13 protein-coding genes and 1 pseudogene are annotated in these 16,554 nt (G+C 64.6%); 6 read left to right on the top strand and 8 right to left on the bottom strand.

Going from position 1 to position 16,554, the window contains the following annotated elements; translation table 11 throughout:
- Positions 1–179 precede the first annotated feature (179 nt).
- Positions 180–992 (bottom strand): annotated as a pseudogene (locus FOY51_RS20475) (RNA polymerase subunit sigma-70); the annotation flags it as partial.
- Positions 993–1,082: 90 nt separating this feature from the next.
- Entirely contained in the window at positions 1,083–1,466 is a 384-nt protein-coding gene (locus FOY51_RS20470) for a VOC family protein (protein ID WP_149432100.1), read from the bottom strand.
- A gap of 127 nt (positions 1,467–1,593) precedes the next feature.
- Between FOY51_RS20470 and FOY51_RS20465 the strand changes: the two genes are divergently transcribed.
- Entirely contained in the window at positions 1,594–2,583 is a 990-nt protein-coding gene (locus FOY51_RS20465; protein WP_187776405.1) for an MsnO8 family LLM class oxidoreductase, read from the top strand.
- On the opposite strand, the gene FOY51_RS20460 is transcribed toward FOY51_RS20465, so the two are convergent.
- Together FOY51_RS20460 and FOY51_RS20455 are read right to left on the bottom strand one after the other, a co-directional pair.
- The gene (locus FOY51_RS20460) at positions 2,553–4,565 is read right to left on the bottom strand and encodes an acyltransferase family protein (protein WP_149432098.1); all 2,013 of its coding nucleotides are present in this window, start codon (positions 4,563–4,565) and stop codon (positions 2,553–2,555) included. The genes FOY51_RS20465 and FOY51_RS20460 overlap by 31 nt on opposite strands.
- 75 nt (positions 4,566–4,640) lie before the next feature.
- Entirely contained in the window at positions 4,641–5,654 is a 1,014-nt protein-coding gene (locus FOY51_RS20455) for an aldo/keto reductase (protein ID WP_149432097.1), read from the bottom strand.
- A gap of 100 nt (positions 5,655–5,754) precedes the next feature.
- Here FOY51_RS20455 and FOY51_RS20450 point away from each other — a divergent pair, with 100 nt between their 5' ends.
- The gene (locus FOY51_RS20450) at positions 5,755–6,591 is read left to right on the top strand and encodes a helix-turn-helix transcriptional regulator (protein WP_149432096.1); all 837 of its coding nucleotides are present in this window, start codon (positions 5,755–5,757) and stop codon (positions 6,589–6,591) included.
- A gap of 8 nt (positions 6,592–6,599) precedes the next feature.
- On the opposite strand, the gene FOY51_RS20445 is transcribed toward FOY51_RS20450, so the two are convergent.
- On the bottom strand, positions 6,600–7,856 hold the full coding sequence (locus FOY51_RS20445; protein ID WP_149432095.1) for a nuclear transport factor 2 family protein: 1,257 nt from the start codon (positions 7,854–7,856) through the stop codon (positions 6,600–6,602).
- 172 nt (positions 7,857–8,028) lie between these two features.
- Here FOY51_RS20445 and FOY51_RS20440 point away from each other — a divergent pair, with 172 nt between their 5' ends.
- The gene (locus FOY51_RS20440) at positions 8,029–8,232 is read left to right on the top strand and encodes a hypothetical protein (protein ID WP_149432094.1); all 204 of its coding nucleotides are present in this window, start codon (positions 8,029–8,031) and stop codon (positions 8,230–8,232) included.
- A gap of 8 nt (positions 8,233–8,240) precedes the next feature.
- Here the strand turns inward: FOY51_RS20440 and FOY51_RS20435 are convergent, their stop codons facing one another.
- A complete protein-coding gene (locus FOY51_RS20435; protein ID WP_149432093.1) occupies positions 8,241–8,735 on the bottom strand; it encodes a SixA phosphatase family protein in 495 nt (164 codons plus the stop codon).
- 104 nt (positions 8,736–8,839) lie between these two features.
- On the opposite strand from FOY51_RS20435, the gene FOY51_RS20430 reads away from it, so the two are divergent.
- Positions 8,840–10,510 carry an FAD-dependent oxidoreductase gene (locus tag FOY51_RS20430; protein ID WP_149432092.1) on the top strand — a complete coding sequence of 557 codons (1,671 nt, stop codon included), beginning with the start codon at positions 8,840–8,842 and terminating at the stop codon, positions 10,508–10,510.
- A 31-nt stretch (positions 10,511–10,541) separates the two neighbouring features.
- Here the strand turns inward: FOY51_RS20430 and FOY51_RS20425 are convergent, their stop codons facing one another.
- Positions 10,542–11,501 carry a CHY zinc finger protein gene (locus FOY51_RS20425; RefSeq protein ID WP_149432091.1) on the bottom strand — a complete coding sequence of 320 codons (960 nt, stop codon included), beginning with the start codon at positions 11,499–11,501 and terminating at the stop codon, positions 10,542–10,544.
- 76 nt (positions 11,502–11,577) lie between these two features.
- Here FOY51_RS20425 and FOY51_RS20420 point away from each other — a divergent pair, with 76 nt between their 5' ends.
- Together FOY51_RS20420 and FOY51_RS20415 are read left to right on the top strand one after the other, a co-directional pair.
- Positions 11,578–14,022: a DUF7064 domain-containing protein gene (locus tag FOY51_RS20420; protein ID WP_187776400.1), complete on the top strand. Its 2,445-nt coding sequence runs from the start codon at positions 11,578–11,580 to the stop codon at positions 14,020–14,022.
- A 98-nt stretch (positions 14,023–14,120) separates the two neighbouring features.
- Positions 14,121–15,506, top strand: a complete 1,386-nt coding sequence (locus FOY51_RS20415; protein ID WP_149432089.1) for a wax ester/triacylglycerol synthase family O-acyltransferase — start codon at positions 14,121–14,123, stop codon at positions 15,504–15,506.
- Between the two features lie 47 nt (positions 15,507–15,553).
- Here the strand turns inward: FOY51_RS20415 and ligD are convergent, their stop codons facing one another.
- Entirely contained in the window at positions 15,554–16,528 is a 975-nt protein-coding gene (ligD, locus tag FOY51_RS20410; protein WP_149432088.1) for a non-homologous end-joining DNA ligase, read from the bottom strand.
- Positions 16,529–16,554 lie beyond the last annotated feature (26 nt).

The raw sequence follows: 16,554 nt of genomic DNA, 5'->3' as shown, positions 1-16,554 counted from the left end.
CAACAAGTTCCTCGGCCAGCTGCACCACTGCCTGCAAACCGGCCGGCTCTACGACGAACATCAGGCGTTTCCACCTCCTTCCGAGCTCGCGGCTTGACATTTAGCTTCGTGAGATGTCTTTCGAGTTGGTCGGGAAGCCCGAATTCGCCGAAGCGATCGGCGGTGCCGAGGAATGTTGTCAGATGCGCGATCTTGCCGTCACGGAGCTCCGCCAGCACAAAGGCGAACGGGCGGCCGAGTCGGTACTGCCCGAATCCTGGAGAACCGTTGATAGGCACCGGAATCAAGCGATCTCCTTCGCAGGCGCTCGATGCTGCAGTGACGGCCAGGATCGCGTCCCGACCGTCGATCCACCACGCGAACGGCGGCATCGAGGAGCGCGGGTCTTCGCGGAGCAGCCGCTCGAGAGCGACGACGTCGTGCGCCTCGAATGCGACGACGTACTGCTCGAGTAGCTTCCGCTGCTCGGGGTCGTCGGACTCGAACACGTCGTTGGGCTGCAGGCGATTCGCCGCGAGCCGAGTCCGTGCACGCTGCAGCGCGCTGTTGATCGCCGGAACGGACGTCTCGAGCACGTCGGCGGCCTCTTCGGCGCTGAACGCCAGCACTTCGCGCAAGATCAAGACCGCACGCTGGCGAGGTGCGAGTAGCTGGAGTGCCGCGATGAACGCAATGCGGACGCTGTCGCGTTGCTCGGCGATCGCCGCTGGATCGGTCGCCGCGATCGTTCGGGCGTCGGGCATTGGCTCGACGAAAAGCCCTTGTGACAGTGGACTTCCCAGTTCGCCGGGCCCGGTTCGGGCAGGTCCGAAATCGATCGCCGTCGCCCTCCGCTGAGCGCCGCGCAGCATGTCCAAGCAAATGTTGGTGGCGATCCGGTGGACCCACGTGGACAACCGACTCAACTCCGCGTCGTAGCTGTCGAGTGCGCGGTGGGCCCGGATCATGGTCTCCTGCACCGCATCGTCGGTGTCGGCCGCGCTGCCGAGCATCCGATAGCAGTACCCGGTCAGCGGGCCCCGCAACGCCTCCAACTGATCGATCGTCGGTGGGGGCGGGGCCAGCTGCCTGGTGGACGTCATCTACTGATTCTTGTACTGCGCGTAGTCCGGCAGTTCCTGAACGGACCACTTGTTGCCGTCCGGATCGGCGAAGAACACGAACTTGCCCCAGCCCATGTCGACGACGGGCTCGATGTCCAGGCCGGCAGCGATCAGATGGTCACGCGCCTCCTCGGCGCTGGCAACCACCACCTGCATTCCTTGGACGCTCCCCGGCGTTGCGGTGGTCAGGCCCGTGCCGATCGCGATGGAGCACGCGGATCCGGGCGGCGTCAGCTGAACGAAACGGATGTCGTCGGTGGGGCTCTGATCGTGATCGGCGTTGAAGCCGATGCTGGTGTAGAAATCCTTGGCGCGGTCGACGTCGGAAACCGGGAGGATGACGAGCTCGATCTTGATGTCCATGGTCTGTCCTACTTCCTTGTGCTTGGTTGGTGATCACTACCTTGCCTGCAATTGCGGACAGATTCGGTCCTCAATTGGAAAGTCGGTCGTAAGAAATATGCGCGACGCCCGGGTGGTTGCGCCAGAGGTGTTGTTGTCCATTCTCGATCGTTCACGCACAAGGGCCGGAACCCCGGACAGCGCTGCGCTGACCGCGACGATCGAACGCGCGGTCCACGCCGAGCAACTGGGCTATCACCGCTTCTGGGTTGCCGAGCATCACGGTGTTCCCGGGATCGCGAGTGGATCGCCGCCTGTGCTCATCGCCGCTATCGGCGCGCACACGTCGCGCATCCGAGTCGGCTCGGGCGGGGTGATGGTGCCGAACCATCAGCCGCTGGTCGTCGCAGAACAGTTCCTGATGTTGGAGGCGCTGTATCCGGGTCGTATCGACCTGGGCCTCGGTCGCTCGCTCGGATTCACCGAGCCGGTGCGAGAAGCCCTGCGACGCAGCAAGGACGAGCCGGACACCTTTGCCGACGACATCGCCGAGTTGCACAGTTACCTCGACGGCGCCGGTGCGGTGACCGCGCGGCCGCGGGTGCGTCCACGTCCGCCGACGTTCGTCCTCGCTACCGGCGCAGGACTGGACGTCGCAGCGGCGGCCGGCCTTCCAGTGGTGGTAGGTGGGCCGATCCTGCACCGGGCCGACACCGTCGAGCTGGATCACTATCGGCGAACCTTCCGGCCGACGGTGGCCAACCCTGTTCCCTACGTAGTTATTTCGCTGGACATCCTCATTGCCGATTCGCGTATCGAAGCGCGCAGGCTCGCGCTGCCGGAAGCATGGGCGATGGCGCGCTCGCGCCGTGACGGCGAGTTTCCGCAGCTGGAGTCCACCGACGATATCGACGAGTCGACGTGGACACCGCGGGTGCGCGAACGCATCGAACGATCGCTCGCGTCGTCGATCCACGGCACCGCGACCGATGTTCGTACCGAGCTCGATCGGATCGTGGAACGCACCGGCGCCGACGAGGTGCTGGCATCGACATCCACCTACGACCGAACTGCGCTCTTCGACGCCGATCGGGCGCTGTTGGCGAGCTACCACCAGCCGGTTGCGGCACCGATCTGACGATCCAGTGGTGCGGTGAGTGTCCGGACGTACGTGACGGTCAGGTGATGCATGTCGTGGTAGACGAGGACATTGCCGACGACGGCAGCACATGTCAGTTCGCCGCACACGTCGTCGGTGAGGTCGAGCGAGCTGACCCCGGACATCGTGTCGATGCGCTCCAATGCCGGGTTCACGGCGTCGAGGGCCTGTGACCGCGGCACGCCGCACCGCTCGCCGTCGCCACCATTGGCCAGACAGTCGGGGGCGGATTCCGGAAGCCACGGGGTGTCGCGAATTGCCAGGACGGACAGCCCGCGATCGCTGAGTTGCTGCCAGACATCGGCGTAGTTGTCGGGTGTGAAGTCGCCTGGCCGATCGTCGCGCGGTCGTGTGGACGTGGTGAAGATCTGATCAGGCCGGGTTTGCGTAAGCCGGTTCATGACGTCGTCGGACCATTCGCGGCAGGCAAGGTAGGGCTGATCGCCGAAGACTGGCTCCGGATCGGACGTCAGCGGGCACGCAGCCTTGAGATAGGTGTCGATACGGATGCCGCGCTGTTTGCCGATCGCGTCGAGTGCGGTCAGCCAGAATTCGGAGTGCGATCCGCCGACCAAGGCAATGGTGCGGTCCGCGTTCGGTCTGCCGTAGGTGCAGCTGATGACGCGACTTTCCGGTAGATCGGCGAAGCAGCCGTCCGGCGTACTGACGGGCAGCTCGTTCGGGGCCTCGAGGACGGTCGGTCGCATCGGCATATCGGGCACCGGGGCGGCCGCGTAAAGTGCTGCGGCACCGGGATATTGGACCGGATCGAGAATCGGCACCCGACCTGACAGGGCTGGGTCGGTGGCGAGGCGAACTTGCCAAACGCAGGCCGAGGCCAGCACCAGCAGGCCGACGACGCCGATTGCGATACCCCGAATTCGGCCTGTACCCGTTCGGAGCGGCTCTTCGATGAGTCGATTGGTGAGCCACGCGAGAGCCAACGACACTCCGATGACGAACACGCCGCCGAGCACACCGACGGACGGTCGATCGCGTAGCAGCAGGTAGCCGATCAGCACCGGCCAATGCCACAAGTACAGCGAGTACGCGAGGCGACCGAGTTCGGTGAAGGGGCGGGTGGCGAGCAGTCGACCCGCCGAGGTGTCGGATCCGAGGGCGATCAGTGCGAACGCCGCCCCGACCGGCACCAGGGCGAGCGGGCCGGGGTAGTGATCGACGCCGTCGATGAACACGCCGCAGCCCAGCACCACCATCAAGGCGACAACCGATACCGCGTTGCGTACCGGTGCGGACAAGGTGATGCGGTAGGCCACGACGGCGAGCAGCGCGCCCGCGAAGAGTTCCCAGGATCGGGCGAACGTGTCGTAGTAGGCCAACGATTGGGCTCGGCCGCCGAGATCGGTTGCGTACCAGAACGATGCGAGCCCCAACAGCAGTACCCCGGCCGTCACTACCCGCCGCAGCGGCAGGTCGAAGTGGCGACACAGCCAAGCGATTCCGGCGATCGCAAGCAGGCTGAACAGGTAGAACTGCACCTGCACCGACATCGACCACAGATGTTGCATGGGACTGACCGCCGGGTCGGCGGTGCGATAGTTCGCCGGACTGGCGGCCAATGCCCAGTTCTGGAAGTAGAGCAGCGACGCGATCACCTCGCGCCCCGTCGCCTCCCACCGCGTGTACGGCAGATAGGCGACGGTGACGGCGACGACGGTTGCGAGTACCGCCACCAGCGGTGGCAGCAGCCGTCGGGCGGTGCGGCGCAGCACGGCCATGATCGGCGGACCTGACGTCGTCGATCGACGCAGCAGCGTGCCGGTGAAGAAGAACCCCGACAGCGTCAAGAAGATGTCGACGCCACCCGAGACGCGGTCCGCCCAGACATGGAACAGAACGACCAAACCGATCGCGAGCCCACGCAAGCCGTCGAGATCGTGCCGGTGTTCGCTACTGGGACCTGCGGAGACCCGCCCGGAGATGGCGACCGTTCTGTTCATCGTGGGTACCGCAACGCTCTCTTACGCCGTGTATGTGCGCCGCGAACCCTACCGGTTTGCCCGGTTCATGACGATTCAGCGTTCGCTGTCCAGCATCGCCATCTGAGCGGCGGCGTACCGAGTGCCGGCAACTGCGTCGCTGGGCACGGCCCGTTCCACAGTTGCCAATTCCTCTGCCGTGAGTTTCACGCCGATGGCGCCGACCGCTTCGGTCAGTCGCTCGACAGTGCGCGCGCCGATGACGGGCACGATGTCGTCGCCCTGCGCGAGCACCCACGCGATCGCGAGCTGTGCGACGCTGACGCCGCGATTCTCCGCGATCTGCGCCAACGCGTCGACCAAGGTGAGGTTGCGGTCCAGGTTCTCGCCTTGGAACCGGGGGCTGTGAGCGCGGAAATCGTTGCGCGCGAACTCCCTGCGGCCGCGCACGGAGTCGCTGAGCAACCCGCGGGAGAGCACACCGTATGCCGTGATGCCGACGCCGAGCTCGCGCGCGGTGGGCAGGATATCGGCCTCGATGCCGCGAGAGATCAGCGAGTACTCGATCTGCAGATCGGTGATGGGGTGGACCGCGTTGGCTCGACGCAGCGTCTCGCTGCCGATCTCGGAAAGACCGACCTGCCGCACGTAGCCGCCTTCGACCAGCTCGGCGATGGCACCGATGGTGTCCTCGATCGGCACGTTCGGATCGAGTCGGGCGGGTCGATAGATGTCGATGTAGTCGACGCCGAGCCGCTGCAGGCTGTAGGCGACGAAGTTCTTGACGGCGGCGGGACGGGTGTCGAAGCCGGTCCACGCTCCGTCCGGCGTGCGCATACCGCCGAACTTGACGCTGAGCAGGACCTTGTCTCGATCGACCTCCCGCAACGCCCGTCCGATCAGCATCTCGTTGTGGCCGAATGCGTAGAAGTCGCCGGTGTCGATCATGTTGATGCCTGCGTCGAGCGCGGCATGGATGGTGGCGATGGAGTCCTTCTCGTCGGAATCGCCGTAGACGCCGGACATGCCCATGCCGCCGAGTCCGATGCGGGAGACAGTGAGATTCGACGTGCCGAGCGCGACGGTGGGAACCTGCGGTGTGTTTGTCATGGCTCCACTCTGCGCCCCCCGAGATACCCGCGGCAGAGAGCGATCATCGGGGGATCGGCGATCCCTGGCTGCAACGGGTCCACGAGGGCACAGTGGACTGGTGGACAGAGCAGAGCTGGCGGAATTCCTCCGGGGTCGACGAGCGAGCCTGGTGCCCGCGGACGTCGGTCTGCCACCCGGCGTGCGGCGTCGCACCCCAGGATTGCGCCGGGACGAGGTTGCGTTGCTCGCGGGGATGTCGACGGATTACTTCACGCGTCTCGAACAGGGGCGCGGCCCGCATCCGTCCACCCAGATCGTGGCATCGTTGGCGCGTGCGTTGCGTCTCACCGACAACGAGCGCGACCATCTGTACTTTCTCGCCGGTCACACCCCGCCACCGCGCTCAGGCGGGGACAAGCACGTCGGCCCAGGCTTGTTGCATCTGTTGACCAAGCTCGACGACACGCCCGCCTGCGTCATGTCCGACCTGGGGGAGACGCTGGTGCAGAACGCGATGCACGTCGTCCTCTTCGGCGATACGTCGGTACTGCGCGGACTCGATCGCTACATCGCGTGGCGATGGTTCACCGGTGTCGATTCCGACCTGAAGTTTCCGTCGGAGGATCGAGACAGGATGAGCCGTAAGCAAATTGCGGATCTGCGGGCCGCGGCGGCTCGGCGATCGTACGATCCCGAGGTGACGCGATTGGTGACGGCGTTGCGTGCGAACAGCCCCGAGTTCGAGGCGCTGTGGCGAGAGCACATCGTCGAGGTCGAGTCGAGCACCGAGAAACGGTTCGTCCATCCCGAAGTAGGAATGGTTGCGGTGAACTGTGAGGTGTTGGTGACGCAAAAGCAGGAGCAGAATCTGCTGGTGTACTTTCCGCTGCCGGGCACCGATGCTCGCGAGAAGCTGGAGCTCCTGCGAGTCATCGGTACCCAGGCGTTACGGTAAGCGGTCGATCAATGTGAAAGTGTCAGTACCGCAGGATCTTTCGACATGTCGATGTCACCGAAGAGACCTGCCGAGACATCAGGATCGGTCTTGCCTGCAACGACGCCGTTGAAATCCTTCTCCTGGTAGGTGACCGACCAACTCAGGCTGCCCGAGACGTTGACCTTTTCACCCTCGGAGCCGAAGTACTGGAACGTCAGCGGACTGAGGTCGGTCGGTGCGGTCCACTTCGCAGTGCCGTCCACCCCGCGGAACGCGTACGCGTTCTGCGGGCAGTTGTCGGGTTTGAAGCTGGTGGACTTCGCGCAGTCGTTCAACAGAGTGGTCACGGCCTTGGTCGCGGCCTTCTTGCCGGTGTCGTTGAGGCCGACGTCGAGCGATGGGTAGCTGCTGCCCGCCGCCTCGTAGCCGGTTCCGGTGGAGAAGGAATCGCTCTTGGTGTCCTTGACGTCGAAGTTCGGATTCTCCGAGCCCCACTGCAGCGGGCCGGGGAACACGTAGGCCTTGGACGTCCCCTCCAACGATTTGCCGAAGAGTGTCGGCTTCGGAATCCGACTCAGGTTGTTGGTGTCGACGGCGATGGTGGTGTCGTTCATCTGCCAGTCGTCGCCGGATTTCTTGAGCTCGTAGGTGACGTCGGCCTTCTGCTTACCGAACTGGTAGGTGGTGTGAACGCGCGCCGTGCCTGCGAGGATCTGCGAGTCCACGATCTTGACGTCGCTGATCTTGGCGAGGCTCTGCTGTTTCTTCAGGATGTCGTCGGTGGCGAAAGTGTCTGTCGCGGGCGCCGTGCCCTGAGCGAGCGCCTTCTTGGCGTCACCCTTCGTCAAAGCGTCCAGGTAGGCGCTCACCACGTCCTCCGGCTTCGACGACGAGCCGCCACCGCCGAGCACCGAGACCCCGACGATGATCGCCAGCACCACGACCGCGGCCGCCGCCAACCCGATGTAGAGCGGTTTGCGTGACTTTGGCGGGGTCGGTGACTGCTGATTCGGTCCTGGATAGCCGAATGGCTGTTGCTGGCCGAATTGCTGAGGTGGCGGACCGTATTGCTGCTGCCCGAATTGCTGCTGCGGAGCGCCGTACTGATGCGGTGGCGGACCGTACTGAGGTGGTGGTCCGTACTGCTGCGGAGGTGCAGGCTGCGGCTGAACAGGCTGTGGCTGAGCAGGCTGCGGTGTGTTGACCGGGGGATAGACGCCCTTGACAGTCTTGTCGGGGTCGTCGTCCTGCGGTCTGCCCCACTGATTTCTGTCGTCGGTCATGCGATGGCTCCTGAATCGAACCTGATTGTGAACACGATGAATCCCCCCACGGAACGTCATTGCTGGCGAGCGGCGAGATTACCAGCCCATGACCATCCGCCGCGTCGCGGCAACCGCGCAGCCCGCCGCGCTAGTACGCTGGAGTCACAAACCGGATGAATCGGAGATTGCCATGGCAGGTAAGAAGATCGATCGAGTTCGGGCCCAGTCGGCGTTGGAGACGGTGCGCGAGAACCCTGTGATCGCAGCGGTGGCCCTCGCGCCTGCCGTGGTCATATTTGCGCTGGTCTGGTGGCTGGCGGGTCCCGTCTGGGCAATCCTGCTCCTCATCCTCGCCGGCGCAGGCGTCGTATTCGGTGGCAAATTTCTGAAGTAGGGCGTTCTCTATCTAGGTATGTGGAACGCCACCAGTTCCGCCGATCCCGTGTTCAGCTCCGCCCATGACCCGTCGAAGGTGAGCACGGCCAGCGTGGACGTCGGAAACTGCGAGCTCAGTTCGTCCGCCACCGACGATTCGCGATTCGACGCCAATTCCCATGCGGTAGTGGGCATCCCGGGTGCGTGGCCGACGACCAGCAGGGTTGCCGCCGCGTCGTCGACCAGTTGAATCGCCTCGATCACCTGATCGGGCGTCGCGCCGTAGATCGCGGCGTCGTACGTGGTGGGCGCGGCGATGCCCGTGCGTTCCAGCGTCTCGCGCGTGCGTGTCGAAGTCGAGCACAGCACCGAGTCGACGCACGGTTGCGTCTCGCGTAACCAGTCGCCTGCCAGCGCCGCCTCGCGTTGTCCGCGCCGTGCGAGCGGCCGTTCGTGATCGCCGACGCCGTCGGGGTAGCCGGACTTTCCGTGTCGCATCAAAACGAGCGTGCGCGAGGTCATGGGGAACACGGTATGCGCTTGATCACACTGCGGCACACTGAACTATGGTCGATCCAACGAGAAGGTCGGGACAGTCGTCTACCTGATTTGCTGCGAGGACACCAATGGCATACGTCATCACCCAGCGTTGCTGCAACGATGCGAGTTGCATCGCGGAATGCCCGGTCGATTGCATTCGCCCGACGCCGGAGCAGCGGGAATTCGCATCGACGGAGATGCTCTACATCGATCCTGACACCTGTATCGATTGCGGCGCATGCGTCGATGCCTGCCCCGTGGACGCGATCTTCTCCGAGGACGAGCTGTCTGCATCGTTAGCCCGGTTCAAGGATGTCAACGCTGCTTACTTCGAGCGGCACCCCCTCGAAGCCGACACCAGCCCACTCGTGCAGCACGTCCGCCCGCCGAAGGAACTCGGCACGCTGCGCGTCGCGATAGTCGGAGCCGGTCCCGCCGCGTGCTATGCCGCCGAGGAGCTTCTTTCCCGCGCCGACGTCGAGGTCGAGATGCTGGAGAAGCTGCCGACCCCGCACGGCCTGGTGCGTGCGGGAGTCGCGCCCGACCACCCTGGCACCAAGGGCGTGTCGAGCATGTTCGAGTCGGCCTTCAAGCGCGACACCTTCCAGTACCACCTCAACGTCGAGGTCGGAAAGCACATCAGCCACGACGAGCTGCTGGAGCACCACCACGCTGTCATCTACGCGGTCGGCGCCTCCACCGATCGGCGCCTTGACGTCCCTGGCGAGGATCTGCCCGGCAGCCATGCGGCCTCGGAGTTCGTCGCCTGGTACAACGGCCATCCCGCCTACGCCGACCGCACGTTCGACCTGTCGGGTGAGCGCGCGGTGATCGTCGGCAACGGCAACGTGGCACTCGATGTCGCCCGGATCCTCACGCTGAGCAACGATCAGCTCGCGAAGACCGACATCGCCGATCATGCGCTTGCGGCATTGCAGGACAGCAATATTCGTGAGGTGGTCCTGCTCGGCCGCCGCGGTCCCGCACAGGCGGCGTACTCGTCGTCGGAGTTCCTGGCCTTGGGCTACCTCGACGACGTCGACATCGTGATCGACGAACGCGAGCTCGACCTGGATGCGGCGAGTCGGGCGACCGTGGACGATCCTGAGGTCGAGCCGTCGCTGACATTGAAGATCGCGCTCGCGCACGAGTACGCCCAGAAGCCGCTCGACGGGAGTAAGAAGCGAATCGTCTTCCGCTACCTGGCTTCTCCCGTGGCGGTGCTCGGCGACGACAAGGTCGAGGGTGTTCGCATCGTGGCCAACGAGCTGGTCGAGTCGGATGGTGCGATCAACGCCGTTCCCACGGATCGCACCGAGGATCTCGGGGCGTCTCTTGTGTTGCGCTCCATCGGTTATCGCGGCGAGCCTGTCGCCGACGTGCCGTTCGACGAGCGCCGCGGCATCATTCCCAACGACACCGGCCGCGTCGTCGCGGCGGACGGCAGCCCAGTGCCCGGCGTGTACGTGACCGGCTGGATCAAGCGCGGCCCGCGCGGCGTCATCGGGACCAACAAGACCTGTGCGGTGGAGACCGTCGAAAAGGTATTGGAGGACTTCGAGTCTCGGACGCTGCAGGCGCCTGCCAAGGGTCGCGCCGCGTTGATCGCGTTGCTCGGGGAGCGGCAAGCAGATCGGGTCGACCGCCTCGGCTGGCGCGCCATCGATCAGGCGGAGCGCGAGCGCGGCAAGCAATCCGGGCGTCCTCGCGTGAAGTTCACATCGGTCGACGAGATGGTCGACGTCGCAAAGTCGTAGGTGCACAAGCGAACTGGGTGCCGCCTTCGAGCTACTGCGCGCCTGTGTCGAAGTACAGCTCGCTGTGCAGCTTGCATCCCGGGTTGAATACAGCGCCGCAATGCGGGCATGTGCTGACGTTCAGGTAAGTGGCGATGCTGATTCGCGTCGAACATGCGCCGCACAGAATGGCTTCCTCGTCGAACCAGTTGCTCGGCCAGACTTCGCGCGGGTGCGCTTCGCATTCGTCGTGGCACTGGTAGCAGGGGTAGAACTTCTTGCAGCACGCGAACTGGATGGCGACGATGTCGAGTTCGGTGCGGTAATGGACGCAGCGCGTCTGGCCGTCCACGACCGGACCGAATACCGACGGCGCGGCGCGCGACTGCCTGCGACGGACCACGTCGGTCACCATGGCCGTGCAGTAGTCGACGAACTCGCCGCGTGTGATGTCGAAGCGCCCATCCGTCCAGTCCAAGAAGAGGTTTGTCAGCGCACCGGCGAGCGCGCTGATATCGAGTTGCAGTCTGGTGGGATCTGCACGCCGGTACCATGTTTCGTCGGTCAGCTGCATCGAGGCGGTGGCGATGAACCGTGGCAACGCCGCGGGTAGCTTGTCGCGCAATGCTTCCTCGGCCATCGCTTCGCGTAGGAATCGTGCGGTTCGCGCGTCGGATTCGAGCATCTCGCAGACCGCTGCGATCGCTGCACGCGTCTGGTCGAGTGGGTCGATCGAGGCCGCCGAAATCGCCTTGTCGACCTCGGCCTGAAACCGGGCCATCGTTGCGTCGAACACCGCTTGCAACAGCGCCGCGCGGCCGTCGAAGCTTTCGTAGAAATAGCGGGGGCTCAACTCCGCAGTTCGGGTGACCGCACGCATCGTCACTGCGGGCGTGCCACTGTCGCCGATCAGCGTCAACGCCGCGTCGACGAGCTGACTACGGCGCTTCTCGACGCGGTCGTCCAGCGTTCGACCGCGATAGACGCCGTGGCCGGGGTTCGGGGTTGACATGCCGTCAGAATATCAGGAATCATCTGATATCAGAAGAATCAGTCGATTCCAGATTCTGCCGGAAAGGCCTCCCGACATGGCAACGCCGACACTGATCCGCTCCGCCGACGACCTGACGGCGGACTGGCTGTCCAACGCGCTCGGTCGGGCAGTACGCACGTTCGAGGTGACGCCGGTGGGTACCGGGCAGTCGAGCAGCACGTATCGAATCACCATCGATGCCGGCGACAGTGTGATCTTGAAGGTCGCCGACCCCGATCCCGCGGTGCGCAAGACGGGCGTCGTCACCGGCAACTACGAACGCGAGATCCACTTCTATGCCGATGTCGCGCACAGACTTCCGCAGGAGACGCTGTCGCACTGCTTCGTCGCCGAGTACGACACCACCGAGGGGTATTTCACGCTGCTGATCGAGGACGCAGCGCCGGCGCGCGCAGGCGATCAGGTCGCCTGCTGCACCGTCGAGGAGGCGCGCCTCGTCGTGCGAGAGCTGGCGCGGTTGGTGGGAGCCGTCGTCGAGGAACCCGACCTGACCTGGCTCGACACGCCGTGGCCGGTGAACCGCACTCTCCTCGGGATGATGCTTCCGTCGTACTTCCAGCGTTTCGGCGACCGCATCACCGCCGAGCAGCGTGCCGTGATCACCACGTTCGCAGCCGGTTTCGACACCTGGGCCGAAGATCGGACCGAGCCACGCAGCATCGTGCACAACGACTTTCGACTCGACAACATGCTCTTCGGCGAGCCGGGTACACAGCGAGAACTGGCCATTGTCGACTGGGCCACGCTGAAGTGGGGCTCGATCACCAGCGACCTCGCGTTCTTCATCGGTGGCAATCTGTCGCTCGCGGATCGTCGCGCCCACGAGCAGGGCCTCGTTCGCGCCTTTCACGACGAGCTCGTCGCAAACGGATTGGCGGACTTCACTTTCGAGGACTGCTGGCGCGGCTATCGGTGGATGTCGTTCTACGGCGTCATGTTGTCCGTCTGCGCGCCGCTGGTGGTCACGCAGACCGAGCGCGGCGATCAGCTGTTCCTGACCATGGTCGAGCGGCACAGTCAGCACGTGATCGACCTCGGTGCGCTCGACCTGCTCGGCGATGAGCACAGCAAGAATCTGCAGGTGAAACCCGAGGACGAGGGCCGCCACGACACCACCGGCGAGCGCTACTGGAACGAGAGCCTCTACCTCGATGCGATCGACGAGAGCGGCAAGGTCGGTGCCTATGTTCGGGTCGGGTTGGTGCCGAATCTCGGTCACACCGTGTACACCGCCTACATCGTCGGCGAGGGTCGGCCGCCGGTGGCGCTCATCGATTACGAAGCGCCGCTGCCGGTTTCGGGATTCGACGTGACCAACGACAAGTTCACCGCCAACCTGGTCATCGAAGAACCGCTTCATCGGGTGCGGGCCACGTTCGCCGGAACCGGCGAATCCTACGACGATCCGTCGGCGCCCTTGCGGGGCGAGTCCGGCGATCCGGTGGCGGTCGAGATGGACTTGGTCTGGGAGACAACGGGTCTGCCGTACATGTATCAGCTGACCACCCGCTTCGAAATGCCGTGTCGAGTGACGGGGACCGTTCGAGTCGGCGACGAGCTGCTCACCATCGACGGACCGGGGCAGCGCGATCACTCCTGGGGCGATCGGAACTGGTGGTCGATGGATTGGACGTGGGCGTCGGCGCACCTCGACGACGACACCCGCATGCAGACGGTGGAGTTGCGGGTGCCAGGACTCCCAGTCGCCGCTGTCGGCTACGAGCAGCACGACGGTTCACTGACCGAAATCAGCGCGACCGACACCGCGTACGAGATCGGCGGCAACAGGTTGCCGGGTCGCACGCAGATGACCCTGGACCCGACCGGATCACGGTACGAATGGGAGCCGATCACGTTCGCTCCCTTGCGAATTGCATCACCCGACGGTCGGGTGTGCGAATTCCCCCGAGCGATGGCGAGGGTCACGACGCCGGACGGTCGAACCGGACTCGGCTGGCTGGAATGGGGGCACAACGTCGATGAAGCGGGCCGCTCATCACCGTTGCGCGTCGTTCGGGCAGTGGCCGAGAGTTCGATCGAGAGGGCGTTGTCGCTCGTGCCGGACTCGGCCTACGACAAGGTCATGACCTCTCCTGCCGGGCGGCTCGTCGTCGCTGCGGTGTTCAAGGCGCTGCCGCGGCTGATCGATCCGAGACGGGCCGACGTCGCGGACGCCGTCGCGAGGTTCAAGGTGAACGTCGGTGCGGGCGGCCACGTCGAGACCTACGACCTGATCCTGTCGCTGGACGGTCCGCCGCGCGTGGAAAAGCGAAAGCCCCGAGACGAGACGGCGGAGCCCAGGGTGACGTTTTCGCTCGACGGCACAGATCTCATTCTGCTCGGTGCAGGGAAGCTCGATTCGGTTGCGGCAGCGCTGCAGCGGCGCATCGTGATCGAGGGCGATCTCCAGTTCGTGGCTGTGGTGTCGCAGCTGTTGGCGGGTGACAAGTTCCCGCGTCAGCGGGAGCTGCTGAGATAAATCGGCCAAGCAATTGCTGCAACAATGTCGCAAGATATGTTGCAGTATTGCTAGGGTGTGAGACGTAACGGGTCACCAGTCCTCGAGGGAGCGGACGCATGGCAGTGAAAGTCGTATCGCCGTTGGATTCGGCGTTCATGTTGGTGGAGCGAGACGAGATGCCCTGGCATGCGTCATTGCTGATGGTGTTCACGTTGCCGGACGATGCCGGTGCCGACTTCGTGTCCGATCTGCGCGAACAGATGCGCGGTAGCCAAACGCCTGCGGTGCCGTTCAACCTCGCGCCGGTCCACGCCCGGCTGACGAAGCTGCCGATGATGCGCACCGTGTCGTCCATCGACGTCGACCACCATGTCCGCCTGCACAGGCTCCCGCGCAACGGTGGCGAGCGTGAGCTCAACGAGTTGGTCGGTCAATTGCACGGAGAGCGGCTCGACATGTCGCGCCCGCTGTGGGAATTGCATCTGATCGAAGGGCTGCCCGGCAACCGCTTCGGCGCCTTCATCAAGATCCATCACTCGGTGGTCGATGGCATCACCGGGATGCGTCGGTTGCTGCGCTGGCTCTCACCCGACCCCGAGGCTCGCGATTGCGCGCCGCTCTTCACCGTCGGCCCCGGCGCGTACGTTCCCCGTGAAGAGACCGGTTCGCAGGTGACGCGAGTGGCGAAAACCGTCGGCACACACACGCGTGCCGCTGGCCAGCTGAGTCGCACGGTGTATCAGCTCGTGCGCGGCAGTATCGACGGTGAGCCGTTGGCGGTGCCGTACCAGTCTCCGAAGTCGGTGTGGCACGGTCGCATCTCCAATCAGCGGAGCATCGCGTCCAAGCAGTTCGACCTCGAACGGCTCAAGGCTGCGGCCGCCGATCATGGCGTCGGCTTAGGCGATGTGGTGCTCTACATGTGCGGTTCCGCTTTGCGCTCGTACCTCGCGAACCATGGCGGTGTACCGGCAAAGCCGTTGACCGGCGGTGTGCCGATGAGCATCCGCGACGACAACGACGAGCGTCCGGGTTCGGCATTCGGTTTCGTGACAGTCGATTTGGGCACCAACGTCGCCGATCCGGTGGAGCGGCTCGCAGCGGTGACCAGATCGAACACCGCAAGTAAGACGCAGCTCGGTTCGTTGTCCGACGAGGCGTTGGGGTTGCAGACCGTGGTTGCGAACGGTCCGATGATCGCTGCGCTCGCGTTGGGCACGAAGGCGTTGACGCCCGCAGCGTTCGGCCTGGTCATCTCGAACATTCCCGGTCCCAAGAAGCCGCTCTATCTCAACGGCGCGCGCCTGGAATCGTTGATCCCGGTCTCGGTGCCCATGCACAACAGCCCGATCAACATGACCGCCATCGGCCACGACGGCCGAATCACCTTCGGCATGGTCGCGGCGTCGGAGAAGGTTCCGGAGCTGGGTCAGGTTGCCGATGGTTTGGTCGACGCGTTGGTCGACCTCGAAAAGACTGGCAACCGCCGCAAGCTTGCGTAATCGGCTCGCGTGCGGGCCCAGCAAGTACTGGGCCCGGTAGTCCTGCACTAGCTTGCATCGACCTCGCCAGGATCCTCGGCTCCCTCGCGCTCGTCGCGAGCAGCCCACTCCAACAACGGATCCAGCGCGAACACGGCGTCGTCGATGCCCTGGTGTAGATCGCCAAGCTCTGCGAATCGGGCGGGAACGGTGGCGATGGTGAAGTCTTTCGGTAGTACGTTGTCGATTTCGTCCCAGCGAATCGGGGTCGATACCGTGGCTTCGGGTACGCCGCGAACCGAGTACGCGCTCGCGATGGTGTGATCGCGGGCGTTCTGGTTGTAGTCGACGAAAACCTTTGCCGGATCGCGATCTTTGCGCCACCACGTGGTGGTCACGTCATCGGGCGTGCGGCGCTCCACCTCCCGTGCGAATGCCAATGCCGCTCGACGAACGTCGGTGAAGCCGTACTCGGGGGCGATGCGCAGGTAGATGTGAATGCCGGACCCACCAGAGGTTTTCGGCCAGCCGATGGCACCCAGCTGGTCGAGCACCTCGTGTGCGACGTGTGCCACGCGGCGGACGGTGTCGTAGTCGCAGTTGTCGCCCGGGTCTAGATCGATGCGCCACTCGTCGGGCTTCTCGGTGTCGGCGCGGCGCGAGTTCCAGGGATGGAACTCGACGGTGGACATCTGGACGGCCCAGATCACGCTCGCGAGTTCCGTGACGCAGAGTTCGTCGGCGTTGCGGTTGTAGCGCGGAAAGTGCACGCGGACAGTCTCCAACCAGTCCGGCGCACCGTGCGGCACGCGCTTTTGGTGCACCTTGTCGCCGCTCAATCCCTCGGGAAAACGGTGCATCATGCATGGGCGGTCGCGTAGAGCTCGGATGATCCCGTCGCCCACGGAGAGGTAGTACTCCACCAGGTCGCGCTTTGTCGCGCCGCTGGCAGGGAAGTAGACGCGATCGGGGTTGGATACGCGAACGATCCGCTCGCCGACCTCGAGTTCGATTGCAGGCGACTTGCTGCGCGACGCTGCCATATGCCCAGATTAACCGCACTGGCGTT

This window comes from Antrihabitans cavernicola (genome assembly GCF_008297975.1).
GTDB classification, from domain to species: Bacteria; Actinomycetota; Actinomycetes; order Mycobacteriales; family Mycobacteriaceae; genus Antrihabitans; species Antrihabitans cavernicola.
The sequence above is the reverse complement of the archived record's forward strand: the minus strand, read 5'-3'. Positions and strand labels throughout refer to the sequence as shown.